24 protein-coding genes and 2 riboswitches are annotated in these 24332 nt (G+C 71.3%); of the genes, 16 read left to right on the forward strand and 8 right to left on the reverse strand.

Annotated elements, in window-relative coordinates:
* Positions 1-156: 156 nt before the first annotated feature.
* The 4 genes from ACP4IX_RS24210 to gcvT all read right to left on the reverse strand — a co-directional run bounded on the left by ACP4IX_RS24210 (position 157) and on the right by gcvT (position 4570).
* Positions 157-1524 (reverse strand): L-serine ammonia-lyase, encoded by a 1368-nt coding sequence (locus ACP4IX_RS24210; protein WP_426556600.1) that lies wholly within the window; start codon positions 1522-1524, stop codon positions 157-159.
* Between the two features lie 104 nt (positions 1525-1628).
* Entirely contained in the window at positions 1629-2891 is a 1263-nt protein-coding gene (gene glyA, locus ACP4IX_RS24215; RefSeq protein ID WP_426556601.1) for a serine hydroxymethyltransferase, read from the reverse strand.
* Between the two features lie 15 nt (positions 2892-2906).
* Complete coding sequence (gene gcvH / locus ACP4IX_RS24220) at positions 2907-3284, reverse strand: glycine cleavage system protein GcvH (RefSeq protein WP_043379681.1); 378 nt, start codon at positions 3282-3284, stop codon at positions 2907-2909.
* A 149-nt stretch (positions 3285-3433) separates the two neighbouring features.
* Positions 3434-4570, reverse strand: a complete 1137-nt coding sequence (gene gcvT, locus ACP4IX_RS24225; protein ID WP_426524792.1) for a glycine cleavage system aminomethyltransferase GcvT — start codon at positions 4568-4570, stop codon at positions 3434-3436.
* A 39-nt stretch (positions 4571-4609) separates the two neighbouring features.
* A riboswitch (glycine riboswitch) is annotated at positions 4610-4725 on the reverse strand.
* Positions 4726-4820: riboswitch (glycine riboswitch) on the reverse strand.
* 180 nt (positions 4821-5000) lie between these two features.
* Here gcvT and ACP4IX_RS24230 point away from each other — a divergent pair.
* The 9 genes from ACP4IX_RS24230 (at position 5001) to ACP4IX_RS24270 (ending at position 15026) form a co-directional block, all read left to right on the forward strand.
* Positions 5001-5669: an AAA family ATPase gene (locus ACP4IX_RS24230; RefSeq protein ID WP_426524794.1), complete on the forward strand. Its 669-nt coding sequence runs from the start codon at positions 5001-5003 to the stop codon at positions 5667-5669.
* A 78-nt stretch (positions 5670-5747) separates the two neighbouring features.
* On the forward strand, positions 5748-6512 hold the full coding sequence (locus tag ACP4IX_RS24235; RefSeq protein ID WP_426524795.1) for an enhanced serine sensitivity protein SseB: 765 nt from the start codon (positions 5748-5750) through the stop codon (positions 6510-6512).
* A gap of 188 nt (positions 6513-6700) precedes the next feature.
* Entirely contained in the window at positions 6701-7498 is a 798-nt protein-coding gene (locus ACP4IX_RS24240; RefSeq protein ID WP_426556602.1) for an enhanced serine sensitivity protein SseB C-terminal domain-containing protein, read from the forward strand.
* 314 nt (positions 7499-7812) lie between these two features.
* Positions 7813-8820, forward strand: a complete 1008-nt coding sequence (locus ACP4IX_RS24245) for an ABC transporter permease (RefSeq protein ID WP_426524798.1) — start codon at positions 7813-7815, stop codon at positions 8818-8820.
* Between the two features lie 70 nt (positions 8821-8890).
* Positions 8891-10690: an ABC transporter substrate-binding protein gene (locus ACP4IX_RS24250; RefSeq protein ID WP_426524800.1), complete on the forward strand. Its 1800-nt coding sequence runs from the start codon at positions 8891-8893 to the stop codon at positions 10688-10690.
* A 107-nt stretch (positions 10691-10797) separates the two neighbouring features.
* Positions 10798-11796 carry an ABC transporter permease gene (locus ACP4IX_RS24255; protein ID WP_426524802.1) on the forward strand — a complete coding sequence of 333 codons (999 nt, stop codon included), beginning with the start codon at positions 10798-10800 and terminating at the stop codon, positions 11794-11796.
* Complete coding sequence (locus tag ACP4IX_RS24260) at positions 11793-12890, forward strand: ABC transporter ATP-binding protein (protein WP_426524804.1); 1098 nt, start codon at positions 11793-11795, stop codon at positions 12888-12890. Before ACP4IX_RS24255 ends, ACP4IX_RS24260 begins: the two co-directional genes overlap by 4 nt.
* A 23-nt stretch (positions 12891-12913) precedes the next feature.
* On the forward strand, positions 12914-14296 hold the full coding sequence (locus ACP4IX_RS24265; protein ID WP_426556603.1) for an ABC transporter ATP-binding protein: 1383 nt from the start codon (positions 12914-12916) through the stop codon (positions 14294-14296).
* A gap of 70 nt (positions 14297-14366) precedes the next feature.
* Positions 14367-15026: a trimeric intracellular cation channel family protein gene (locus ACP4IX_RS24270; protein ID WP_426524808.1), complete on the forward strand. Its 660-nt coding sequence runs from the start codon at positions 14367-14369 to the stop codon at positions 15024-15026.
* A gap of 12 nt (positions 15027-15038) precedes the next feature.
* Here ACP4IX_RS24270 and ACP4IX_RS24275 read toward each other — a convergent pair whose 3' ends face one another.
* The gene (locus tag ACP4IX_RS24275; RefSeq protein WP_426556604.1) at positions 15039-16283 is read right to left on the reverse strand and encodes an erythromycin esterase family protein; all 1245 of its coding nucleotides are present in this window, start codon (positions 16281-16283) and stop codon (positions 15039-15041) included.
* Between the two features lie 58 nt (positions 16284-16341).
* Between ACP4IX_RS24275 and ACP4IX_RS24280 the strand changes: the two genes are divergently transcribed.
* Together ACP4IX_RS24280 and ACP4IX_RS24285 are read left to right on the forward strand one after the other, a co-directional pair.
* Complete coding sequence (locus ACP4IX_RS24280) at positions 16342-17154, forward strand: TioE family transcriptional regulator (protein WP_426524812.1); 813 nt, start codon at positions 16342-16344, stop codon at positions 17152-17154.
* Positions 17155-17286: 132 nt separating this feature from the next.
* Positions 17287-18147, forward strand: coding sequence for a thioesterase family protein (locus ACP4IX_RS24285; RefSeq protein ID WP_426524814.1), 861 nt, complete (start codon positions 17287-17289; stop codon positions 18145-18147).
* A gap of 139 nt (positions 18148-18286) precedes the next feature.
* Here ACP4IX_RS24285 and ACP4IX_RS24290 read toward each other — a convergent pair whose 3' ends face one another.
* Complete coding sequence (locus ACP4IX_RS24290) at positions 18287-18931, reverse strand: TetR family transcriptional regulator (protein WP_426556605.1); 645 nt, start codon at positions 18929-18931, stop codon at positions 18287-18289.
* 115 nt (positions 18932-19046) lie between these two features.
* Here ACP4IX_RS24290 and ACP4IX_RS24295 point away from each other — a divergent pair, with 115 nt between their 5' ends.
* From ACP4IX_RS24295 to ACP4IX_RS24305, 3 genes are all read left to right on the forward strand, one after another.
* Complete coding sequence (locus ACP4IX_RS24295) at positions 19047-19214, forward strand: hypothetical protein (protein ID WP_426524818.1); 168 nt, start codon at positions 19047-19049, stop codon at positions 19212-19214.
* Between the two features lie 32 nt (positions 19215-19246).
* Positions 19247-19516 carry a DUF4190 domain-containing protein gene (locus tag ACP4IX_RS24300; protein ID WP_426524820.1) on the forward strand — a complete coding sequence of 90 codons (270 nt, stop codon included), beginning with the start codon at positions 19247-19249 and terminating at the stop codon, positions 19514-19516.
* A gap of 213 nt (positions 19517-19729) precedes the next feature.
* Positions 19730-20899: a cysteine desulfurase family protein gene (locus ACP4IX_RS24305; RefSeq protein WP_426556606.1), complete on the forward strand. Its 1170-nt coding sequence runs from the start codon at positions 19730-19732 to the stop codon at positions 20897-20899.
* Between the two features lie 16 nt (positions 20900-20915).
* Here ACP4IX_RS24305 and ACP4IX_RS24310 read toward each other — a convergent pair whose 3' ends face one another.
* Positions 20916-21740 (reverse strand): N-acetylmuramoyl-L-alanine amidase, encoded by an 825-nt coding sequence (locus ACP4IX_RS24310; protein WP_426556607.1) that lies wholly within the window; start codon positions 21738-21740, stop codon positions 20916-20918.
* A 60-nt stretch (positions 21741-21800) separates the two neighbouring features.
* Between ACP4IX_RS24310 and mnmA the strand changes: the two genes are divergently transcribed.
* A complete protein-coding gene (gene mnmA / locus ACP4IX_RS24315) occupies positions 21801-22931 on the forward strand; it encodes a tRNA 2-thiouridine(34) synthase MnmA (RefSeq protein WP_426524828.1) in 1131 nt (376 codons plus the stop codon).
* A gap of 439 nt (positions 22932-23370) precedes the next feature.
* Here mnmA and ACP4IX_RS24320 read toward each other — a convergent pair whose 3' ends face one another.
* A complete protein-coding gene (locus ACP4IX_RS24320) occupies positions 23371-23694 on the reverse strand; it encodes a DUF427 domain-containing protein (RefSeq protein WP_426524830.1) in 324 nt (107 codons plus the stop codon).
* Positions 23695-23787: 93 nt separating this feature from the next.
* On the opposite strand from ACP4IX_RS24320, the gene ACP4IX_RS24325 reads away from it, so the two are divergent.
* Positions 23788-24327, forward strand: a complete 540-nt coding sequence (locus tag ACP4IX_RS24325; protein ID WP_426524832.1) for a TIGR00730 family Rossman fold protein — start codon at positions 23788-23790, stop codon at positions 24325-24327.
* Positions 24328-24332: the final 5 nt, after the last annotated feature.

A 24332-nucleotide genomic window follows, 5' to 3' on the forward strand; every position in this document is an offset into this window, starting at 1 on the left:
CTGCAGGTCAAAAGCCCCTTCCAGGGGGGATGTCCCAGGGACTTCTCAGGACTTTCACGCCTGTCACATGGACTTCCCAGGGACTTTCCGCCGCGTGAACAGGGAAGGCCCTGACAGCGCTGAAAGATGCGAACGCGCTGGTCAGAGCCCATCTGGCTAGCACTCGATGATGTTCACCGCCAGCCCGCCCCGCGCCGTCTCCTTGTACTTCACCGACATGTCCGCGCCGGTCTCCTTCATGGTCTTGATGACCTTGTCGAGGGACACCTTGTGCGAGCCGTCACCGCGCATCGCCATCCGCGCCGCCGTGACCGCCTTGACCGCGGCCATGCCGTTGCGCTCGATGCACGGGATCTGGACGAGGCCGCCGACCGGGTCGCAGGTCAGGCCGAGGTTGTGCTCCATGCCGATCTCGGCGGCGTTCTCCACCTGCTCCGGCGTGCCGCCCAGCACCTCGGCGAGCGCGCCGGCCGCCATGGAGCAGGCGGAGCCGACCTCGCCCTGGCAGCCGACCTCGGCGCCGGAGATGGAGGCGTTCTCCTTGAAGAGCATGCCGATGGCGCCCGCGGCCAGGAGGAAGCGGACCACGCCGTCCTCGTCGGCGCCCGGGACGAAGTTCATGTAGTAGTGCAGGACCGCCGGGATGATGCCCGCCGCGCCGTTCGTCGGGGCGGTGACGACCCGGCCGCCGGCCGCGTTCTCCTCGTTCACGGCCATGGCGTAGAGGGTGATCCACTCCATCGCCAGGGCCAGCGGGTCGCCCTCGGAGCGCAGCTTGCGCGCGGTGTTGGCGGCGCGGCGGCGGACCTTGAGGCCGCCCGGCAGGATGCCCTCGCGGGACATGCCGCGGTCGACGCACGCCCGCATGACGCGCCAGATCTCCAGCAGGCCCTCGCGGATCTCGTCCTCGTCGCGCCAGGCCCGCTCGTTCTCCAGCATCAGGGCGGAGATGGACAGGCCCGTCTCCCGGGCCAGCCGCAGCAGCTCGTCGCCGGTGCGGAAGGGGTACTTCAGCACCGTGTCGTCGAGCACGATGCGGTCCGCGCCCACCGCCTCCTCGTCGACGACGAAGCCGCCGCCGACCGAGTAGTACGTCTTCGAGAGCACTTCCGCGCCGGCCGCGTCGTACGCCCACAGCGTCATGCCGTTGGCGTGGTACGGGAGGGCCTTGCGGCGGTGCAGCACCATGTCGTCGTCGTAGGCGAAGGCGATCCCGCGCTCGCCGAGGAGGCGGAGGCGGCCCGAGGCTTTGATCGTCTCGACGCGTTCGTCCGCCGTCTCCACGTCCACCGTGCGCGGCGAGTCGCCCTCCAGGCCGAGCAGCACCGCCTTGGGCGTGCCGTGGCCGTGGCCGGTGGCGCCGAGCGAGCCGTACAGCTCGGCGCGGACCGAGGCGACGGAGCCGAGCAGCTCCTCGTTGCGCAGGCGGCGGGCGAACATACGGGCCGCGCGCATCGGGCCGACCGTGTGGGAGCTCGACGGGCCGATGCCGATCGAGAACAGGTCGAAGACCGAGATGGCCACGGGGACTCCTCAGAACGGGGGTGGTGCAGAGGGTGGTGCTTGGTCGGGGTGGGACGCGCCGCGCCCGCTTGTGGCGGGCACGGCGCACCTGAACACGCGGGGTGCTACGCGTTCAGACCCGGGTACAGCGGGTGCTTGTCGGCCAGGGCCTTCACCCGGGCCTTGAGGGCCTCGGCGTCGTAGGACGGCTTCAGCGCCTCGGCGATCACGTCCGCGACCTCGGCGAAGTCCTCGGCCGTGAAGCCTCGGGTCGCCAGGGCCGGCGTACCGATGCGCAGACCGGAGGTCACCATCGGCGGACGCGGGTCGTTCGGGACGGCGTTGCGGTTGACCGTGATGCCGACCTCGTGGAGGCGGTCCTCGGCCTGCTGCCCGTCCAGCTCGGAGTCGCGCAGGTCGACCAGGACCAGGTGGACGTCCGTGCCGCCGGTCAGGACGGAGACGCCCGCCGCCTTCGCGTCGTCCTTCACCAGGCGCTCGGCGAGGATGCGGGCGCCCTCCAGCGTACGACGCTGGCGCTCCTTGAAGTCCTCGCTCGCGGCGACCTTGAAGGCGACGGCCTTGGCGGCCACCACGTGCTCCAGCGGGCCACCCTGCTGACCGGGGAAGACGGCGGAGTTGATCTTCTTGGCCAGCTCGGCCGTGGAGAGGATCACACCGCCGCGCGGTCCGCCCAGCGTCTTGTGGGTGGTCGTGGTGACGACGTGGGCGTGCGGCACCGGGTTCGGGTGCAGGCCCGCCGCGACCAGACCGGCGAAGTGCGCCATGTCGACCATCAGGTACGCGCCGACCTCGTCGGCGACCTTGCGGAACGCGGCGAAGTCCAGCTGACGGGGATAGGCCGACCAGCCGGCCACGATCAGCTTCGGCTTGGTCTCCTTGGCGAGGCGCTCCACCTCGGCCATGTCGACCTGGCCGTCGTCGCCGACGTGGTACGGGACGACGTCGTAGAGCTTGCCGGAGAAGTTGATCTTCATGCCGTGGGTCAGGTGCCCGCCGTGGGCGAGGTTCAGACCCATGATCGTGTCGCCGGGCTTGAGCAGCGCGAACATCGCCGCCGCGTTGGCCTGGGCGCCCGAGTGCGGCTGCACGTTGGCGTGCTCGGCGCCGAAGAGCGCCTTGACCCGGTCGATGGCGATCTGCTCGACCACGTCGACGTGCTCGCAGCCGCCGTAGTAGCGGCGGCCGGGGTAGCCCTCGGCGTACTTGTTGGTGAGGACCGAGCCCTGGGCCTCCATGACCGCGACCGGCGCGAAGTTCTCGGAGGCGATCATCTCGAGGGTGGACTGCTGGCGGTCCAGCTCGGCGTCGACGGCGGCGGCGACGTCGGGGTCGAGCTCGTGCAGGGGGGTGTTCAGAAGCGACATGCGGTCCGTGACTCCTCAGCCGGCGGTGAAGGCGGTGTACTCGTCGGCGGAGAGCAGGTCGGCCGGCTCGTCCGTGATCCGCACCTTGAACAGCCAGCCGCCCTCGAAGGGCGCGCTGTTCACCAGCGACGGGTCGTTGACGACGTCCTCGTTGACCTCGGTGACCTCACCGGACACGGGGGAGTACAGGTCGGAGACCGACTTGGTGGACTCCAGTTCGCCGCAGGTCTCGCCCGCGGTCACCGAGTCGCCGACCTCGGGGAGCTGGACGAAGACGACGTCACCGAGCGCGTTGGCCGCGTGCTCCGTGATGCCGACCGTCGAGGCGCCGTCCTCGGCGTCCGACAGCCACTCGTGCTCCTTGCTGTAACGCAGCTGCTGGGGGTTGCTCATGGCCTGAATTCTCCTGTACGCGGGGGAGTGCTGGTGACGGGGGGCTGCTGGTGAGGGGGCTGCTGAAACCGCTGGTGAGCAGCGAGGACACGCTCGGGGCGACGAGGACACGCGCGGGGCGACGAGGACGCCGCCGTCCGCCCGGGTGTCTACTTCTGCCGCTTGTAGAACGGCAGCGCGACGACCTCGTACGGCTCGTGGCTGCCCCGGATGTCCACGCCCACACCCGCGGTGCCGGGTGCCGCGTGCGCGGGGTCGACGTACGCCATGGCGATCGGCTTGCCCAGCGTCGGGGACGGCGCCCCGGAGGTGACCTCGCCGACGACCTCGCCGCCGCCGGCGACGACCTGGTACCCGGCGCGCGGCACCCGGCGGCCCTCGGCGACCAGGCCGACCAGGACGCGGGGCGGGTTCTGCTCGGCCCGGGAGGCGGCCTCGGTCAGCGCGGCGCGCCCCACGAAGTCGCCCTCCTTCTCGAACTTCACCACCCGGCCGAGCCCGGCGTCGAAGGGCGTCAGCGCGGTCGACAGCTCGTGCCCGTACAGCGGCATGCCCGCCTCCAGGCGGAGCGTGTCCCGGCAGGACAGTCCGCACGGGACCAGCCCGGCGCCCTCGCCCGCCCGGGTCAGCGCCTGCCACAGCCCGACGGCGTGCTCCGGCTTCACGAACAGCTCGAAGCCGTCCTCGCCGGTGTAGCCGGTGCGCGCGATGAGCGCCGGGACGCCGGCCACGGTGCCGGGAAGACCGGCGTAGTACTTCAGGCCGTCCAGGTCGGCGTCGGTCAGCGAGGCGAGGATCGCCGGGGACTCGGGGCCCTGCACGGCGAGCAGCGCGTAGGCGTCGCGGTCGTCGCGCACCTCGGCGTCGAAGCCGGCCGAGCGCTCGGTCAGCGCGTCCAGCACCACCTGGGCGTTGGAGGCGTTGGCGACCACCATGTAGTGAGAAGGAGCGGCCTCGGTCTCGCCCAGCCGGTAGACGATCAGGTCGTCCAGGATGCCGCCGTCCTCGCGGCAGATCATGGTGTAGCGGGCGCGGCCCGGCTTCACGCTGCCGATGTTGCCGACCAGCGCGAAGTCCAGCAGATCGGCGGCCTGGGGGCCGGTGACCGTGATCTCGCCCATGTGGGAGAGGTCGAAGAGTCCGGCCCGGGTGCGCACCGCGACGTGCTCGTCCCGCTCGGAGCCGTAGCGCAGGGGCATGTCCCAGCCGGCGAAGTCGGTCATCGTCGCGCCCAGCGCCCGATGCGTGGCATCGAGCGCGGTACGGCGGAGTTCGGTACTGCTCATCGGTCGTTCGTCTCCCAGGACAGGACGTGGCGAGGTCGGTCCTCCCCATCTGTCATCGGAACCTGAGAGGTTCGTCACGGCCACCGGAGCGCGGTGGCCGGGACTTGCACCTTGGGTGGGGCAGCCGTCGAACGGCGCCCGCTTTTCAGATGTGCCTCGCCCGCGCGGTAACGGGGCCTGAGAGATTCAAGGGAGGGACTTGCTCCTTCGGCGCCCCGGCGACGGCCGGGGACTCTCCCGCGCGGATTCAAACGGCCGGTATGCAGTTGGCGCCGCCATCATTGCACGCCCCGCCGACCCGTGGGCAGACCGATATCTGTAACCGGCTTGTGGCAGTCAGCGCACGAAAACGCGAGACCTGCGCATTACCTTCTCTTTACACTCGACGGGGATGGGAACTCGTGAACCGCCCCAGGGGAGGACGATCACGGTGAACAGGACCACGGCGTACGCCACCACCTCCGGTCTCGCGCTGCCAGAGCAGCCCGTCGCCCCGGCACCCCAGGCGTGCGCCGAACTGCCCGCACCGGTCGTCCGCGACCTGCGGGACCGGGACGGCCACAGCCCGCACGCCCTGCTCTTCGGACCCCGGGACCTGGTGGTGATCACCGGCCTGCCCGGCAGCGGGAAGTCCACGCTGATGGAGCGCACCGTGCGCGGACTGCGCATCGACTCCCAGGACACCCGGGACCGCTGGGACCGACGCATGCCGCGCTTCGTGCCGTACGGGCTCTACCGCCCCCTCGTCCGCCTCGCCCACTACGCCGGACTGCGCAGGGCCCTGCGCTCCGGCGAGGGCGTCGTCGTGCACGACTGCGGCACCCAGGCCTGGGTGCGCGGCTGGCTGGCCCGCGAGGCCCGCCGCCGCGACGGCACGCTCCACCTGCTGCTGCTCGACGTCGAGGCCGACGAGGCCCTGGCCGGCCAGCGCGAGCGCGGCCGGGGCGTGTCGCGGTACGCGTTCCTGCGGCACCGCGCGGCCAACACCCGCCTGCTGCGCGCGGTGACCGAGGGCACCCTGCCCGCCGGCTGCACCTCGGCGGTCCTCCTGGACCGGGCGGCGGCGAACACGCTCCGCCGTATCGCCTTCACCGGGTGACGCACCGTAGGGCCGCGGGGCCGAACGGGTTAGCCTTTCCGTCACAGCAGCGGTACCAGGCAGGCGGTAGGTAGGCAGATGGACGTCCCGGCACAGGCGCACCACCCGCACGGCGGGTGGCCCGGCAACGAGCTGGAGGAGGTGCTGTCCGCCTCGCTCGGAGTGCCGGGCGCCGGCGGCCGGATCGTGGAGGTGCTCGGCCGCAGCTTCCTGTGGATACCCCTGCCGAACGGCGGCGGCCCGCACAGCGGCCCCCTCGACCTGCCCTCCCTGGAGATCGACGGCCAGGCCTACGTACCGGTCTTCAGCTCCGAGGAGCAGCTCCGCCAGGTGGCCGGCGCGCAGATGGCGTACACCGTCGCCCCCGCCGCGGAGTTCGCCCGCGGCCTCCCCCCTCAGGTCGGCATCGCCGTCAACCCGGACGGCACGGTCGGCATCCCGCTGCCGCCGCCGGCGGTGGCCGAGCTGTGCCGGGCCGGCCGCACCCCGCTGGACGGGCCCGCGTCCGGCGGCCGGGTCCGCCTCTTCGAACCGGACTGGCAGGACGACCCGGTGGACTTCCTGGCCGCCGCCTCCGCCGAGTTCACCGCGATCGGTGTCGTCCGCACCGCCCGCCGCTGCATGGCCGCCGTCGAGACCGCCGACCCCGTCATGTTCGTCGGCGTCGAACTCACCCACTGGGAGGGTGACGCCCGCGCCCTCCCCCTGGACGCCCTGGGCCGGGCCCTGACCAGGGCTCCCCTGAAGTGCCAGGTCAACCTGGTCCTCCTGGAGGCGGCCCAGGACCCGGTCTGCGACTGGATGCGGACCCATGTCCGCCCCTTCTACGACCGCGACGTGTGAGCGCCGCCGAGGAGGACGTGCGTGCGGCGCTAGCCGTACCGATGTGCGGCTCCGCCGCAGGGGTGCGACGAGCCGCAACCGAACCCGCACCCGTCGGCGGACAGCGCGCCCGAGCTCATGGCCGCCCCCTGTCCGCGGAGCCTTAAGCTGGTTCCACGACCGGGGAACTTCTCGAAGGGGCGATACGCGTGAGCGCCAGCGGCACCACGACCGGACAGGTCGAGCACATGCTGCGCCAGGTGACGCCCGGGCGCTACGACGCCTACGAGGCCCTGCTGCGCGCGCTCGCCACCCCCACATCCGGCCAGATCTGGATGCTGCTCTGGCACGGCCAGGCCGGCTCCCCCGACGCCCAGTACGGGAACATGGAGGTCGACGGCTACGGCTACGCGCCCTGCGTGACCTCCGCCCAGGAACTGTCGGCCAGCGGCTGGAACCGGTCGTACGAAGTGGTCGACGGCCTGGAAGTGGCCCGCGCCCTCTACCCGGACCACTACGGCCTGTGGCTCAACCCGCACGCCCCCGGCGGCGGTGTCGGCATCCCGTGGCTCGACCTGCGCCGCATCGCCTCCGGCCTGGACCGCCAGCCGGCGGGCCCCCTGCGCCTGTCCGAACCGGCCATCGAGGTCCCCCAGTTCTACGCCCTGCTCGCCCAGAACGCCCACCGCACCCCGGCGGTCCGCGCGCTGCGCCGCGCCTGGGTGCAGCCGGCGCTGGGCGCGCCGTACCTCGCCATCGGTCTCGACGTGTACGACACCTCCCCGCCGGCCGTCGACGCGGTGCGCGCGATGATGCAGCAGTCCGTCGGCGCGGTGCCGGACGGGCTGCCGGTGTCGACGGTGGCGATGACCGACGCCCACGATCCGGTCGCCATGTGGCTACGTGCCCACGCCCGCCCGTTCTACGACCGCGAGGCCCACGTGGCCGCCCCCGCCCAGGCGCCGGCGGGCGGGTACGGATACCCTCCGGCCGGGGGACGGTACTGACCGTCGCGGGGCCGGTTCCGCCGGTGCCGGGGGAGATCTTCGCGCGTAGACGAGGGCGTAAGGTCCCGTCTCGTCCTCGATGCCCCAACTCGTCCGCGTCCGGCCCCCGTTACCCAGTGTCCGGATAACGGAACACCTCAAACAGCATCACGGTTGCGCATCCATTCCCCTTCAAGTCTGGCTACAGATCGCCAAAGCGTTGAAGACTCCCGAAACGAGGGGTGATTGCCTGCCCCTGTGTACGACGGACTGATCACGCCGCTACAGCGGCAAGTGCGGGCCGGCTACCGCCGGTTGAGAGGGGTCCCTGCCAGATGACGGCACCATTGCACGAGCCGACCGCGGAAGCGGCCCCAAGTGCTGCCGAGGAAGCGGCGGTTGCCGGCGCCGACGCCAAGGCGGTACAGGGACGTTCCCTGGGCCGGATCGCCTGGGAGCGCCTGAAACGGGACAAGCTGGCCCTGACGGGCGGCGTCGTGGTACTCGCCCTCATCGTGATCGCGGTGCTCGCACCCCTGATCACCTCCCTCTACGGGCAGGAGCCCAACGCCTTCAACGAGGACAAGATCGACCCGCTGTTCGGCACCCCCACGGGGTCCCTGGGCGGGATCAGCGGCGAGCACTGGCTGGGCGTCGAACCGGTCAACGGCCGCGACGTCTTCGCCCGCATCGTCCACGGTGCCCGGATCTCGCTGCTCGTCGGCTTCCTGTCCGCGATGGTCGCCGTGGTCATCGGCACCGTCCTGGGTGTCCTGGCCGGCTTCTTCGGCGGCTGGGTCGACGCCCTCATCAGCCGGATCATGGACGGCCTGCTGGCCTTCCCGCAGCTGCTGTTCATCATCGCGCTGGTCTCCGTCATGCCCGACAACATGCTGGGACTGAGCGGCACGGGCGTGCGACTGCTCATGATGATCCTGGTCATCGGCTTCTTCGGCTGGCCCTACATCGGCCGTGTGGTCCGCGGCCAGACGCTCTCGATGCGTGAACGCGAGTACGTCGAGGCGGCCCGGTCCCTGGGAGCCGGACGGTTCTACATCCTGTTCAAGGAACTGCTGCCCAACCTGGTGGCGCCGATCATCGTGTACACCACGATGATGATCCCCACCAACATCCTCACCGAGGCGGCGCTCAGCTTCCTGGGCGTGGGCGTCAAGCCGCCCACCTCGTCCTGGGGGCAGATGCTCTCGAGCGCGATCGACTACTACAAGTCGGATCCCATGTACATGGTGGTTCCCGGTGTGGCGATCTTCATCACCGTTCTTGCCTTCAACCTCTTCGGCGACGGCGTGCGTGACGCGCTGGACCCGAAGGGCTCCCGCTGACCTGCCGTACCGGCAAGCGACCCGTGGCACCTGCACGGGGTCTCTCATCTAATCCGGAGGATCCGAGATCGTGACTACCCAACGCACCTCAGGGCGGCGCAAGCAGGCTTTGGCCGCTGCCGCAGTGGTCGCCGCGCTGCTGACCACGGCGGCGTGCGGCGGCGGCGGAGACGACAGCAGCGGCGGCGGCTCGAAGAACGGCGCGGCCAAGTTCGACGCGGCCAACAACAAGGTCCTTCAGGCCTCCGAGGCCAAGAAGGGCGGCACGCTGAAGTTCGCGAGCACGCAGGACGCCGACTCGTGGGACACCACGCGCGGTTACTACGGCTTCATGTGGAACTTCTCCCGCTACTACAGCCGCCAGCTCGTCACGAACAAGACGGAGCCGGGCGCCGCCGGAGCGCAGGTCACCCCCGACCTCGCCACCGGGCTCGCCAAGGTCTCGGACGACGGTAAGACCTACACGTACACCCTGCGTGAGGGCGTCACCTGGGAGGACGGCAAGCCGATCACCTCCAAGGACGTCAAGTACGGCATCGAGCGCGTCTGGGCCCAGGACGTGCTGTCCGGCGGTCCGGTCTACCTGAAGGACGTCCTGGACCCCAAGGGTGAGTACCCCGGTCCCTACAAGGACCCGTCGAAGGACAAGCTCGGTCTGAAGGCGATCGAGACCCCCGACGACAAGACCATCGTCTTCAAGCTGCCGCAGGCCAACTCGGACTTCGAGGAGATGCTGGCGCTGACCTCGGCGTCCCCGGTCCGCCAGGACAAGGACACCAAGTCCAAGTACGGCCTGCGCCCGTTCTCCTCGGGCCCGTACAAGTTCGAGTCCTACAACCCGGGCAAGGACCTCACCCTGGTCCGCAACACCGAGTGGAAGCAGGAGTCGGACCCGGTCCGCAAGGCGTACCCGGACAAGATCACGATCAAGTTCTTCTCCAACGCCAACGACCTGGACGCCCGCCTGATCGCCGGCGACTACGACCTGGACCTGGCCCAGACCGGTCTGTCCCCGCAGGGCCGCACCACCGCCCTGCAGGAGCACAAGGGCAACCTGGACAACCCGGTCTCGGGTTACATCCGGTACGCGTCCTTCCCGCAGAACGTGAAGCCGTTCGACAACGTCCACTGCCGCAAGGCCGTGCTCTACGGGGCCGACCACGTCTCGCTGCAGACCGCGCGCGGCGGCCCGGTCGCCGGTGGCGACATCGGCACCAACATGCTGCCGCCGTCCGTCCCGGGCTCCGAGGGCCAGAAGTACGACCCGTACGGCATGGCCGGTGAGAACAAGAAGGGCAACGTCGCCAAGGCCAAGGAAGAGCTGAAGGCCTGCGGCCAGCCGAACGGCTTCAAGACCACCATCGCGGTCCGCAACAACAAGCCGGTCGAGGTGGCCACCGCCGAGTCGCTCCAGGCGTCGCTGAAGAAGGTCGGCATCGACGTCGAGATCGACCAGTACGACGGTTCGCAGTACGCCAGCGTCATCGGTGCCCCCGCCAACGTCCAGAAGAAGGGCTACGGCATCATCATCATGGGCTGGGGCCCGGACTTCCCGTCCGTGCAGGGCTACGGTCTGCCGCTGTGGCACAGCGACTACATCCTCGAGAGCGCGAACAACAACTTCGCGATGATCAAGGACAAGGCCATCGACGGTCTGTTCGCGGACTACCTGACCGAGCTGGACGACGCGGGCAAGGCCAAGATCGCCACGGAGATCAACCACAAGGTGATGGAGGGCGCGTACTACCTGCCCTTCGTCTTCGAGAAGTTCATCAACTGGCGCTCCAACCGACTGGCGAACGTGTACACGACCGACGGCTACAGCGGTATGTACGACTTCGTCAACCTCGGCCTGAAGTCCTCGAAGTAACCGGTACACCCGCCGTACGGCACGAAAGGCAGGTGAAGGCCGGCGCGGCGTGACCGCGGGCCGCCGGACGATCTCCGGCGGCCCTGGTCCGCAGCGGGCCGCAACCCGTGCTCGCTTATCTCATCAGGCGGCTGTTCGCCGCCGCAGTGATGCTCGTGGTCATCATCCTGGTGGTCTTCGGCATCTTCTTCCTCGTCCCCAAGTGGGCGGGCGTCGACGTCGCCCTGAGCTTCGTGGGCAAGCAGGCGGACCCCGCCGCCGTCGAGGGAGTGCGACAGAAGCTGGGTCTGTCCGACCCGGTCTTCGTCCAGGCCTGGGAGTTCTTCAAGGGCATCTTCGTGGGCCGCACCTACGCGGCCGGCGGTGACGTCACCAACTGCGCCGCGCCGTGCTTCGGCTACTCCTTCCGCACCGAGCAGTCCGTGTGGCCGGTGCTGACCGAGCGTTTCCCGGTGACCCTGGCTCTCGCGCTCGGTGCGGCCGTCCTGTGGCTGATCTTCGGCCTCGCCGCCGGTGTGCTCTCCGCGCTCAAGCGGGGCACCCTGTGGGACCGCGGCGCGATGATCGTCGCGCTGGCGGGCGTCTCCCTCCCCATCTACTTCACCGGCCTGGTCAGCCTGGCGGTCTTCTCCTACGGCCTGGGCTGGATCGACGGTGAGTTCGTGCCCCTGGAGGACAGCCTCACCGGCTGGCTCGGCGGCATGATCCTGCCCTGGGTCACCCTGGCCTTCCTGTACGCCGCGATGTACGCCCGGATCACCCGGGCCACCATGATGGAGATCCTCGGCGAGGACTACATCCGCACCGCGCGTGCCAAGGGCCTCAGGGAGCCGGTCGTCATCCGCAAGCACGCCATGCGGTCGACCCTGACCCCGCTGCTCACCATGCTCGGCATGGACCTCGGCGCCCTCATGGGCGGCGCGATCCTGACCGAGACCACGTTCAGCCTCCCCGGCCTCGGCCAGAAGGTGCTGGACGCCATCAAGACCCAGGACCTGCCCTTCATCCTGGGCGTCGTCCTGATCACTTCCCTCGCGGTGCTGATCGCCAACCTCGTGGTGGACATCCTGTACGCCGTGATCGACCCCCGAGTGAGGCTCGCATGACCGAACTCAGCAAGAGCGGAGCAGCCGTGGGCGAGCCCACCGGCACCTCGCCCGCGCCGAGCGCCTTCCTGGAAGTACGCGACCTGAAGGTGCACTTCCCGACCGACGACGGCCTGGTCAAGTCCGTCGACGGGCTCAGCTTCCAGCTGGAGCGGGGCAAGACCCTCGGCATCGTGGGCGAGTCCGGCTCGGGCAAGTCGGTGACCTCGCTCGGCATCATGGGCCTGCACACCGCCGGCCAGTACGGCAAGCGCAAGGCCCGGATCTCGGGTGAGATCTGGCTGGACGGCACCGAGCTGCTCTCCGCCGACCCGGACCACGTGCGCAAGCTGCGCGGCCGCGAGATGGCGATGATCTTCCAGGACCCGCTGTCCGCCCTGCACCCGTACTACACGATCGGGCAGCAGATCGTGGAGGCGTACCGCATCCACCACGACGTGGACAAGAAGACCGCCAAGCGCCGCGCGGTCGAGATGCTCGACCGCGTCGGCATCCCGCAGCCGGACAAGCGGGTGGACAGTTACCCGCACGAGTTCTCCGGCGGCATGCGCCAGCGCGCGATGATCGCGATGTCGCTGGTCAACAACCCCGAGCTGCTCATCGCGGACGAGCCGACCACCGCCCTGGACGTGACCGTCCAGGCGCAGATCCTCGACCTCATCCGGGACCTGCAGAAGGAGTTCGGCTCCGCGGTCATCGTCATCACCCACGACCTGGGCGTCGTCGCCGAGCTGGCCGACGACCTCCTGGTGATGTACGGCGGCCGGTGCGTCGAGCGGGGCCCGGCGGAGAAGGTGTTCTACGAGCCCCGGCACCCCTACACCTGGGGCCTGCTCGGCTCGATGCCGCGGCTCGACCGCGACCAGCAGGAGCGCCTCATCCCGGTCAAGGGCTCCCCGCCCTCGCTGATCAACCTGCCGTCCGGCTGCGCCTTCAACCCGCGCTGCCCGTACGCCGACGTGCCCAAGGACGACGTCACCCGCACGGTCCGCCCCGAGCTGGCCGAGGTCGGCAGCAAGCACTGGGCCGCCTGCCACATGTCGCAGGAGCAGCGGGAGCGTATCTGGACCGAAGAGATTGCGCCGAAGCTGTGAGCGAGAACGCCAAGGACGAAGCAGTGGCCATTCCTGCGCAGAGCGACGGCACACAGGGCGAGGCCGCCCGGGCCGCCACCCTCACCAAGGACGCCGCCCCCGGCGAGACCCTGCTGAAGGTGACCGGGCTGCAGAAGCACTTCCCGATCAAGAAGGGCCTGCTGCAGCGCCAGGTCGGCGCGGTGCGCGCCGTCGACGGCATCGACTTCGAGGTCAGGTCCGGTGAGACCCTCGGCGTCGTCGGCGAGTCGGGCTGCGGCAAGTCGACCATGGGCCGGCTGATCACCCGGCTGCTCGAGCCGACCGCCGGCAAGGTCGAGTTCCAGGGCAAGGACATCACCCACCTCGGGGTCGGCGGCATGCGTCCGCTGCGCCGCGACGTGCAGATGATCTTCCAGGACCCGTACTCGTCGCTGAACCCGCGCCACACCATCGGCACGATCGTCAGCGCCCCCTTCAAGCTCCAGGGCGTCGAGCCCGAGGGCGGGGTCAAGAAGGAGGTCCAGCGGCTGCTGTCGGTGGTCGGTCTCAACCCCGAGCACTACAACCGCTACCCGCACGAGTTCTCCGGCGGTCAGCGCCAGCGCATCGGCATTGCCCGCGCGCTCGCGCTCAACCCCAGGCTGGTCGTGGCCGACGAGCCGGTCTCCGCGCTCGACGTGTCGATCCAGGCCCAGGTCGTCAACCTCCTCGACGACCTCCAGCAGGAGCTGGGCCTGACGTACGTGATCATCGCGCACGACCTGTCCGTCGTCCGGCACGTCTCGGACCGGATCGCGGTGATGTACCTCGGCAAGATCATGGAGCTGGCCGACCGCGACCTGCTCTACAAGACGCCGATGCACCCGTACACCAAGGCGCTGATGTCGGCGGTTCCGATCCCCGACCCGGCACGCAAGTCGGCCAAGAGCGAGCGGATCCTGCTCAAGGGCGACGTCCCCTCGCCGATCGCCCCGCCGAGCGGCTGCCGCTTCCACACCCGGTGCTGGAAGGCGACGCAGATCTGCACGACGACCGAGCCGCCGCTGAAGGAGCTGCGCCCCGGCCAGCAGGTCGCCTGCCACCACCCGGAGAACTTCGAGGACCAGGCCCCGCAGGACGTCGTCCTGCTCTCCGACGCCAAGGAGGCGGCGGAGCTGGTGTCCGAGAAGGCTCTGGCGGAGTCGGCGGCGACCTCGGCGGCGGTGGCCGCGGAGGTCGAGGCCGCGGAGGCCGAGGCCGGCGCCGAGGACTCCGAGCACTCCGAGGACGCCGCGAGCGGTGACGAGCCTGGCGCCGAGAGCGCCGAGAGCGCCGAGAGCGCCAAGGGTGCGGAGGGCTCCGAGGGTGCCAAGGGTGCCAAGGGCACGGAGAGCCCCGAGAGTGCCGATGGCGCCGACGAGGAGCCTCCCGCCAAGGAGAAGTAACCTTGCCCTGCTGAGGAGCCCCCGCCTTCGTTTGTAAGGCGGGGGCTCATCGGCAGGTAAGAATAGAAGGGTGTACGAGCAACTCTTCAGCCCCACCGTCCAGCACACGCTCGACCTGGTCGGCATCTTCGTCTTCGCCATCTCCGGCGCGCTGCTGGCCGTACGCAAGAACTTCGACGTGTTCGGCATCGCCGTCCTCGCCGAGGTCACCGCGCTGGGCGGCGGGCTCTTCCGGGACCTGGTCATCGGCGCCGTACCGCCCGCGGCCTTCACGGACCTGGGCTACTTCATCACCCCGCTCTTCGCCACCCTGCTGGTCTTCTTCCTCCACCCCCACGTGGAGCGCCTCCAGACCGGCGTGAACATCTTCGACGCGGCCGGCCTCGGCCTGTTCTGCGTCGCCGGCACGACCAAGGCGTACGACTACGGGCTCGGCCTGACCGCCTCCGCCTGCCTGGGCCTGGCCACGGCCGTGGGCGGCGGCGTACTGCGGGACGTGCTGGCCAACGAGGTGCCGTCGCTGCTGCGCTGGGACCGCGACCTGTACGCCGTCCCGGCGATCGTCGGCGCCACCATGGTCGCCCTGTGCATCCGCTACGAGGCGCTCACCCCGGCCACCACCGGACTCGCGGTGGTCACGGCCTTCACCCTGCGCCTGCTCGCCCTGCGGTTCCACTGGCGGGCCCCGCGCGCCTGGAACCGGCGGTCGACGGTGGCGGAGGGGGAGTGAGGCCCGGCGGCACTACCGCCTGTCCGGGACGTCCTGCCGCCTGTCCGGGACGTCCTTGACGAACATCAGCCCGTCGATCGAGGCCAGGTGGGCCGGGTCGAGCGAGGCGTAGCCGAACCAGGGGGACACGCGGGGCGCGGGCGGCGTCTCGCCCAGGGCGGTGGCCAGCCGCGAGGTGTCGACGACGTAGCGCTCCTCCGGGAGCCCGTACAGGAGTCCCTCGACGGTGTCCGGCGGAGGGGCGTCCACTCCCCGGTGCCGGATCGTGCCGAGGGCCGTGGCGAGGACGGCGTACTCCTCGCCGAGCCGGGCGCTCACCAGCGCACCGGCGCTCCACCACTCCACCTGCCCCTGCCACATCCGCATCGTGCTCTTCTCCCGCTGGAGATGGGCGTTCTGGGCGTGGACGAGCACCGGACCCCGGTCGGCGAGCGCGAGGAGGTTGTGGGCCATCATCCCGTCCCGCACGCCCAGCAGCCGGTTCATGCGTGCCGGTGAGGTGTCGGCCATCCACGCGTGGTAGCGCAGCAGGCCGGCCGCGGTCCGCCCGTACAGGCGCGCCCGGTCCCAGTCGTCCCACGAGGTCGCCGCGAGCAGGTGCGGCGTCTGCTCGTCGAGCAGCGACACCAGGTCGTCGGTGAGCAGCCGCAACTCCCCGGCCTCGGCCGACCGCCCCACGGACCGGGCCGGGTCCGTCATCGCGGCGGGCTCGGTCCACCGGTCGTCTGCGCCCAGCAGGCGGTCGAGCGTTTCCGCGGTGCACGGGAGCAGGCCCGCGTCCACCCGGGCCTGCTCCAGGTAGCCGTGGAGCGCGGTGAGGGCCTGCCGGGGGCTCGCGGCGCCGGTGATCTCCAGCGGGCCGTCGAAACCGGCGAAGCGGAGCCGCTCGGAGGCGGGCCGGCCGTCCTTGTCGGCGCGCTCGTTGTGGGCGCGCATCCAGCGCACGAGTTCGCGGTTGGCCGCCGAGGCCCCCCAGCCGTGGCTGAACCCGCGCTCCATGACCTCGTCGAGGGTGCCCGCGCCGGAGGTGACGTAGTCGTCCACGACCAGGCCCGTCAGGCAGTCGCTCTCGAGCGCGATCGTCCGGTAGCCCTCCAGTTCGACGAGCTGCCGGAAGAGGTCGTTGCGGATCTCGAGCAGCGCGTCCTCGCCGTGGGTGGGTTCGCCCAGGGCGAGCATCCGAGGCCGGCCGGGGAGCAGCGCCATGACGGCGGCGGACTCGACGGGGTGGACGGTGTCCTTGATGCCAGTAGCCATGCCCTCAACGCTATCGTTGAACTTTCGGTGGAAACTTTGTCGCTGTACTGTCCCGCCCATGGTGCGAAAGTCTCAAAGCAGGGACAGGCTCAGGCCGGTCGATCTCGCGCGCGGGCACGGTCTGTCGACGCAGGCCGTCCGGAACTACGAGGAAGCCGGCATCCTTCCGGCCGCCGCTCGCACGGCCCACGGCTACCGCACCTACACCCCCCTGCACGCCCGGGCGCTGGACGCGTTCCTCGCCCTGGTGCCCGGCCACGGCCACCGGTCGGCGGCCTCGATCATGCGGGCCGTGAACCGGGACGCGGTGGACGAGGCGTACCGGCTCATCGACGAGAGCCACGCCCAGCTGCTCGACGACCGGCGAACGCTCCGGGCCGTGGAGGGCGCGCTGCGCGACCTGGCGCCCACCGCGGGCGCCGCACCCACCGCGCCCGCCTTGCACCCCGCGCCCGGTGCGTCCGCGGCCGGTTCCGGCGGAACGTTCGTCGGTCCGCTGGCGGCGGAGCTCGGCATCCGGCCCGCGACGCTGCGCAAGTGGGAGCGTGCCGGGCTGGTGCGCCCGCGCCGCGACCCGCAGACCGGATACCGGGTCTACGGCGAGACGGACGTACGGGACGCCCGGCTGGCCCACCAGCTCAGGCGGGGCGGCTATCCGTTGGAGCAGATCGCCCGCGTGATCGACCAGGTGCGGGCCGCCGGTGGACTGGAGCCGCTGGAAGCGGCCCTGCACGACTGGCACGGCCGGGTGTCCGCCCGCGGACGGGCGATGCTGACCGGTGCGGCCGCACTCGAGGCGTACCTCCGCGAGCGCGGACGAGGGCTCAGTACCCCGAGTGGGGGAGGAGTGGATGAGGAGACGAGTGGGTGAGGGAGGTGATGGGGGGGTGAGGGGATGAGGGGGTGGCGGCCGGGTGCGCATGAGGGGTCGCCCTGCCGAGGATTCGCCTTCCGGTCAGCAGAAAGCTACCGCTTAGTAGCTTCCTTGTTGTACCGTGCAGCCATGCCAGAAGCAGCCTCCGCAGCGGCCACGCGTGCCACCATCGGCGACAGCGAGTTCGACCGGGACACCACCGTCACCCGTCGCGGCCCGGGCGTCTACGACATCGACCTCTCCGCCGGCTGGACGATCATCAACGCCGTCAACGGCGGCTACCTGCTGGCCGTCCTGGGCCGCGCCCTCGGGGACGCCCTCCCGCACCCCGACCCCTTCACCATCTCGGCGCACTACCTCACGGCCTCCCAGCCGGGCCCGGCGGTCGTGCGCACCGAGACCGTCCGCACCGGGCGCACCGTGTCCACCGGCCAGGCCTCCCTCTTCCAGTACGACGCCGAGGGCAACGAAGTCGAGCGCATCCGCGTCCTCGCCTCCTACGGCGACCTCGACGCTCTGCCCGACGACGTCCGGACCTCGGCGAAACCACCCGCGATCCCGCCGATGGACCAGTGCTTCGGCCCGGAGGACGGCCCCGCCCCTGTCGAAGGCAGTTCGGCCATCGCCGACCGGCTGATGCTCAAGCTGGACCCCGCCACGCTGGGCTGGGCGCTCGGACAGCCCTCGGGCCGGGGCGAGATGCGGGCCTGGTTCGGCCTGGCCGACGGCCGCGACGCCGACCCCCTGTCGATGCTCCTCGCGGTGGACGCGCTGCCCCCGACCGCCTTCGAGCTCGGGCTCAAGGGCTGGGTGCCCACGGTCGAACTGACCGTGCACGTGCGGTGCCGCCCGGCGCCGGGCCCGCTGCGCGTCTCCATCACCACCCGCAACCTCGCCGGCGGCTTCCTGGAGGAGGACGCCGAGGTCTGGGACAGCGCCGACCGCCTGGTGGCCCAGTCCCGGCAGCTGGCCCGGGTCCGGCTCGGCTGACCCCGGCACTCGCGGCAGGGCCGGTGCCGTGAAGTCCGGCCGTCCCGTCGTCCACCGGGACGTCGTCGAGGCACTGTCCGCCTGCGGCGTCCCGGTCCGGGGCCGGTTCGAGGCCGCTCTGCCGACGGCCGGTGAACCGTCAGTCCAGCCAGTGCCGGCGGCCGAGGCCGATCAGCCGCATCTGGCGGGTCGCGGTGGCGGCGGCGCGCCGCCGCGCCTCCTCCGATGTCCCCGGTGTCTCCGGGGCCTCCAGTGCCTCCAGGAACAGGGAGCCCGTGGCGAGCATCTGGTCGACGTACAGACCCGCGAGCATCAGCAGGTCGGCGTCGCTCCAGCCCTCCGACACCGGGTCCTTGGCCAGCTCGGCCTTCACCTCCTCGGCGAACCGGGCCAGTTGCTCCCGTATCGCCTCCCGTACCGGCTGCACCCCGCCGTGCCGCTCGCGGGCGATGAACCGGACGTGGGCGGGATACGAGGCCACGTGACCCGCGATCAACTCGACCGCCCGGGCGATGCGTTCCTCGCTGCCCCCGGCCGGTGACACCGTTGTCCTGATCATCGGGTGCAGACTGCCCAGCGCCTCCTCCACCAGTGCCACGCCGAGGTCGGCGGTGGAACGGAAGTGCCGGTAGAAGGCGGTCGGGGCGACGCCCACGGCACGGGTGACCTCGCGCAGGCCCAGGCTGCTCAGACTCTGCTCCTCCAGTAGCCCGAGAGCCGCGTCCATGAGCGCCTGCCGGGTCTTCTGCTTCTGGGCCTGCCGGACACCGACGCTGTGACTCATGCCATGCAGTTAACAACTGTTCTCTCGAATTGGAAAGCCGTGCGGCGCGCTAGACTGCCAAGTCAGTGAACAACTGTAACCGCAATCGTTCACGAGAGGTCGGAGGATCCGCTCCATGCTGTTTCTCGTCGCCGCGCTCCTGCTCTTCGGCCTGGTGCTGGGCACCGTCGCCCACGCCCCGCCCGCCTTCTCCGCCGCCGCCGGCCTGGTCATCGCCGTCTGGCTCGGCATCTTCGCGATCCGTGAGCGGCACGGCCGCCGGCGGAGCACCTCAGCCCGCTGACGCACGGACCGTCGCCCAGTAGGGAGATCACCATGCAGCTCACCGCACCGGCCACCGCCCGCCGGACCGGCATCCGGGACACCGACGGCATGGCCGTCGCCTCCTTCGTCCTCGGCCTGCTCGGTCTGCTCGTGCTCAACGTCCTCCTCGGCCCGATCGCCATCGTCCTGGCGGGCACCGCCCTGCGGCACGGGACCGCGCGCCGCGGCCGGGCCCTGCTCGGTCTCGGACTGGGCGTCGCCGACCTGCTGGTCCTGGCGGCGTTCACGGCCGCGGACCACACGTTGTCGTGGAGCGTGTGAGTCGCGCCCGGACCGCACGAGCCGTGGCGCCAGCCGTGCGGACCGCGCACCGAGAGGCCGAACACGAAGGGGCTGAAGGTGAAGGGGCCGAAGGCGAAGAGGCCGAAGGTGAGGAGGCCGAAGGTGAAGAGGCCGAAGGTGAAGGGGCCGAGCACAAAGAGACCGGCCTTGATCTGAGGCCGGGCGGGAGTGCCCCGTAGAATCGGGCCCACCATGGCTTACCTCGACCACGCCGCGACCACCCCGATGCTTCCCGAGGCGGTCGAGGCACTCACCGCGCACCTGGGCGCCACCGGCAACGCCTCCTCCCTCCACGCCTCCGGCCGCCGCGCGCGGCGCACCGTCGAGGAGGCCCGCGAAACCCTCGCCGAAGCCCTCGGCGCCCGCCCCAGCGAGGTGGTCCTCACCTCCGGCGGCACCGAGGCCGACAACCTCGCCGTCAAGGGCCTGTACTGGGCCCGCCGCGACGCCGACCCGGCCCGCACTCGCGTCCTGACCAGCCCTGTCGAGCACCACGCGGTCCTCGACGCCGTCCACTGGCTCGGCGAGCACGAGGGCGCGAGGATCGAGTACCTGCCCGTCGACGCGCACGGCCGCGTCCACCCCGAGGCCCTGCGCGAGGCCATCGCCCGTGACCCCGCCGACGTGGCCCTCGCCACCGTCATGTGGGCCAACAACGAGATCGGCACGATCATGCCGGTCCGTGAACTCGCCGACGTGGCCGCCGAGTTCGGCGTACCCCTGCATGCCGACGCGGTCCAGGCCGTCGGCCAGCTCCCCGTCGACTTCGCCGCTTCCGGACTCGCCGCAATGACGGTTTCCGGCCACAAGATCGGCGGCCCCTACGGCATCGGCGCGCTGCTGCTGGGCCGCGAGCACAGTCCCGTACCCGTCCTGCACGGCGGCGGCCAGGAACGCCACGTCCGCTCCGGCACCCTCGACGTCCCCGCCGTCGCCTCCTTCGCGGTCGCCGGCCGCCTCGCCACCGGGCAGCGCGAGTGGTTCGCCCGCGAGATCGGGGCCCTGCGCGACGACCTGGTCGACGCCGTCCGCACGGCGGTCCCGGACGCGATCCTCGGCGGCGACCCGGCGCCGCAGGGCCGCCTCCCCGCCAACGCCCACTTCACCTTCCCGGGCTGCGAGGGCGACTCCCTCCTCCTCCTGCTCGACGCCCAGGGCATCGAGTGCTCCACCGGGTCCGCCTGCACCGCGGGCGTCGCCCAGCCCAGCCACGTACTGCTGGCCACCGGCACCGATCCCGACCTGGCCCGCGGCACACTGCGCTTCTCCCTCGGCCACACGTCCACGGCGGCCGACGTCGAGGCGCTCGCCAAGGTGATCGGCCCGGCGGTGGAACGGGCCCGGGCGGCGGGGCTGACCTGAGCGCGACGGGGCTGACCTAAGCGCCGGACGGGGACGGCCCCCCCGACGGACTGCCCGACGGCGCGCTCGTGGCCGCCCGCCGGACGAGCTCCATGTACCGGTCCCAGTCCCAGTGCGGCCCCGGATCGGTGTGATCGGTGCCCGGCACCTCCACGTGGCCGATGATGTGCTCGCGGTCCATGGGTATCTCGTACCGCGCGCAGATCCCCGCCGTCAGCCGCGCGGAGGCCGTGTACATCGCGTCGGTGAGATCCTGCGGGCGGTCCACGAAACCCGCGTGCTCGATGCCGACACTGCGCTCGTTGTAGTCGCGGTTGCCCGCGTGGTACGCCACGTCCAGCTCACGGATCATCTGGGTGACGCGCCCGTCCTGCCCGACGATGTAGTGCGAGGCCGCCTTGTGCGCCGGGTTCTGGAAGGCCCTCACCGCGCTCTCGAAGCTGCCCTGCGTGACATGGACGATCACCATGTCGACGTCGAAGTCGTCCGGCCGGTCCGCACGCCGCCAGTTCTCGTCCGAGGCCGCCACCCACCGCGCGCCGCCGTAGTCGACCGCGCCCTCCTCGCGGGGCCGCTCGACTCCCGGCACGCGCCACCACAGGCGCGCCAGCTCGTCGCGCGCCAGCACGGCCGTGCCCACGGCCGTCGCCGCACCGCCGACGAGCAGCGCCCGCCGGCCGATACGCCGGTCCGCGTCCTTGGACCCGCCGGTGGACCCGCGGGCAGACCCGCCGGGGGGCCCGCCCGTCGCGCCACCGGTCGATCCACCGGTCGATCCACCGGTGGATCCGCTGGTGGATCGACCGGCGGATGAGCTTCTGGATCCGTGCTTCGCCCCCATACGATCTTCAACGCATACTCGCGCGCTCCGGTTCCCGCCTCCCCGTACCCTGGAGGGGTTATGACTGACACCCCGCAGCGCACCCGTCCCCTCCGCGTCCTCGCCGCCATGTCGGGCGGAGTCGACTCCGCCGTCGCCGCCGCCCGCGCGGCCGAGGCGGGGCACGACGTGACCGGCGTCCACCTCGCGCTCTCCGCGAACCCGCAGTCCTTCCGCACCGGTGCGCGGGGCTGTTGCACCATCGAGGACTCGCGGGACGCCCGCCGCGCCGCGGACGTCATCGGCATCCCCTTCTACGTCTGGGACCTCGCCGACCGCTTCCGGGAGGACGTGGTCGAGGACTTCGTCGCCGAGTACGAGGCGGGCCGCACCCCGAACCCGTGCCTGCGCTGCAACGAGAAGATCAAGTTCGCCGCGCTGCTCGACAAGGCGCTCGCCCTCGGCTTCGACGCCGTCTGCACCGGTCACTACGCCCAGGTGATCCTCCGGGAGGACGGCACGCGAGAGCTGCACCGCGCCTCCGACATGGCCAAGGACCAGAGCTACGTCCTCGGTGTGCTGGACGACCGTCAGCTCGCGCACGCCATGTTCCCGCTCGGCGACACGGTCACCACCAAGGACGAGATCCGCGCGGAGGCCGAGCGCCGGGGCCTCGCGGTGGCCAAGAAGCCCGACTCGCACGACATCTGCTTCATCGCCGACGGCGACACCCAGGGCTTCCTGGCCGGCCGGCTCGGCAAGGCGGAGGGCGACATCGTCGACGAGGCGGGCAACCGGCTCGGCACCCACGAAGGCGCGTACGGCTACACCATCGGCCAGCGCAAGGGCCTCAGGATCGGCACCCCGGCCCCCGACGGCAAGCCGCGCTACGTGCTGGACATCTCCCCGGTGAACAACACCGTCACCGTCGGCCCGGCGGAAGCCCTGGACGTCGGCGCCCTGCGCGCGATCAAGCCCCGCTGGTGCGGCGCCGCCCCGACCGGCCCCGGCACCTACACCGCCCAGCTCCGCGCCCACGGCGGCGAGACGGAGGTCCGGGCGGAACTGGTCGACGGCTCACTGGAGGTGTCGTTCACGGAGCCGGTGCGGGGCGTGGCCCCCGGCCAGGCGATCGTGCTCTACGACGGCACACGCGTGGTGGGCTCGGCGACGATCGCGTCCACGACGCGCGTGACGGCCGGCGCGGCCTGAACCGCGGGGACGCCGTCCCGTCCCGGGGCCGCTCACCTCGCGAAGAACTCCGCCGGCACCGGCGCCGGCCCGCCCGGCTCCCCCGTGGGCCCGCCCCTTCGGGGCACGGTACGTCCCCTGGGGGAGCCGCGTCCGCGACCGCCCGGGCCGCCGCCCGCATCCGGTCGGCACTCACGCCGCCCGCCAGGGCCGGCAGGGGAGCGGCGACCGGGGCGAGCCGGGAGCGGGGGACCCGGCTGCCGCCCGTCACCGCGTCGTCCTACGCCGGACTCGGCGCGACCGACTCCGGGCCGGCCCGCATCGCGGGCCCCGTCCGGTGCGTTCGCAGGCGATCCGCGTGCCGTCGCGTGAAGAGGGTCTGCGCCTCCACGGCTGTGCAGACCGCCCTACGGGGCGCGCTCCGTCGCACAGGACACGAACCGCCCGGGAACCGCTCGGCTCAGGACACCTCGACTTCGTAGAAGCAGAGGTGGTCCTTGATCTCCGCCACCTCCGGCTTCGGGTCCGGGTAGGCCCAGACCAGGTCCGCCGCGTCCGGCAGCGACCAGTAGGAGGCGTCACCCTTGAAGGGGCAGTGCGTCTGCGTGCCGGACGGGGTCAGCAGGTCCAGGCGTACGTCCTGGGGCGGGATGTAGTACCGCTCCGGAAGGCCCGTCTCCCGCAGCACCAGCGCCTTGTCGCTCTCCGCCAGGACCTGCCCGCCGTGCACCACGCGCACGTGCCGGTCGCTCGGCTCGACGGTGATGCGGTGTCCCTTGGTCACGATCGTCCTCCTCGGTGGCAGTGGCCTCGGTCACGTACAGCGCGGCCGGAGGCCGGGTTCTTCCCGTCAGGGCGCCGAACGTACCGTTGCCCCATGAACATCTGCGTCTTCCTCTCCGCCGCCGACCTCGACGAGCGCTACACGCGCCCCGCGAAGGAGTTCGCCGAACTGCTCGGAAAGGGCGGTCACACCCTGGTGTGGGGCGGCTCCGACGTCGGACTGATGAAGGTGGTCGCCGACGGCGTTCAGGGGGCCGGAGGACGGCTGCTGGGGGTCTCCGTGGACTTCCTGGCGGCCAAGGCGCGCGAGGGCGCCGACGAGATGGTGATCGCCCGGGACCTCGCCGAGCGCAAGCGGCTGCTGCTGGAGAAGGCCGACGCCGTGGTGATCATGGTGGGCGGCACCGGCACGCTGGACGAGGCCACGGAGATCCTGGAGCTGAAGAAGCACGGGCACACCGACAAGCCGGTCGTCCTGCTCAACACGGCCGGCTTCTACGACGGCCTCAAGGAGCAGTTCCGCCGGATGGAGGACGAGGGCTTCCTGCCCCGCCCCCTCACCGAGCTGGTGTTCTTCGCCGAGGAGCCCGTCGGGGCGCTGGCCTACCTGGAGGAGAGCCAGGGCGTCGCATGACCCCG

This window comes from Streptomyces sp. WG5 (assembly GCF_049974565.1).
In the GTDB taxonomy this organism is placed as follows: domain Bacteria; phylum Actinomycetota; class Actinomycetes; order Streptomycetales; family Streptomycetaceae; genus Streptomyces.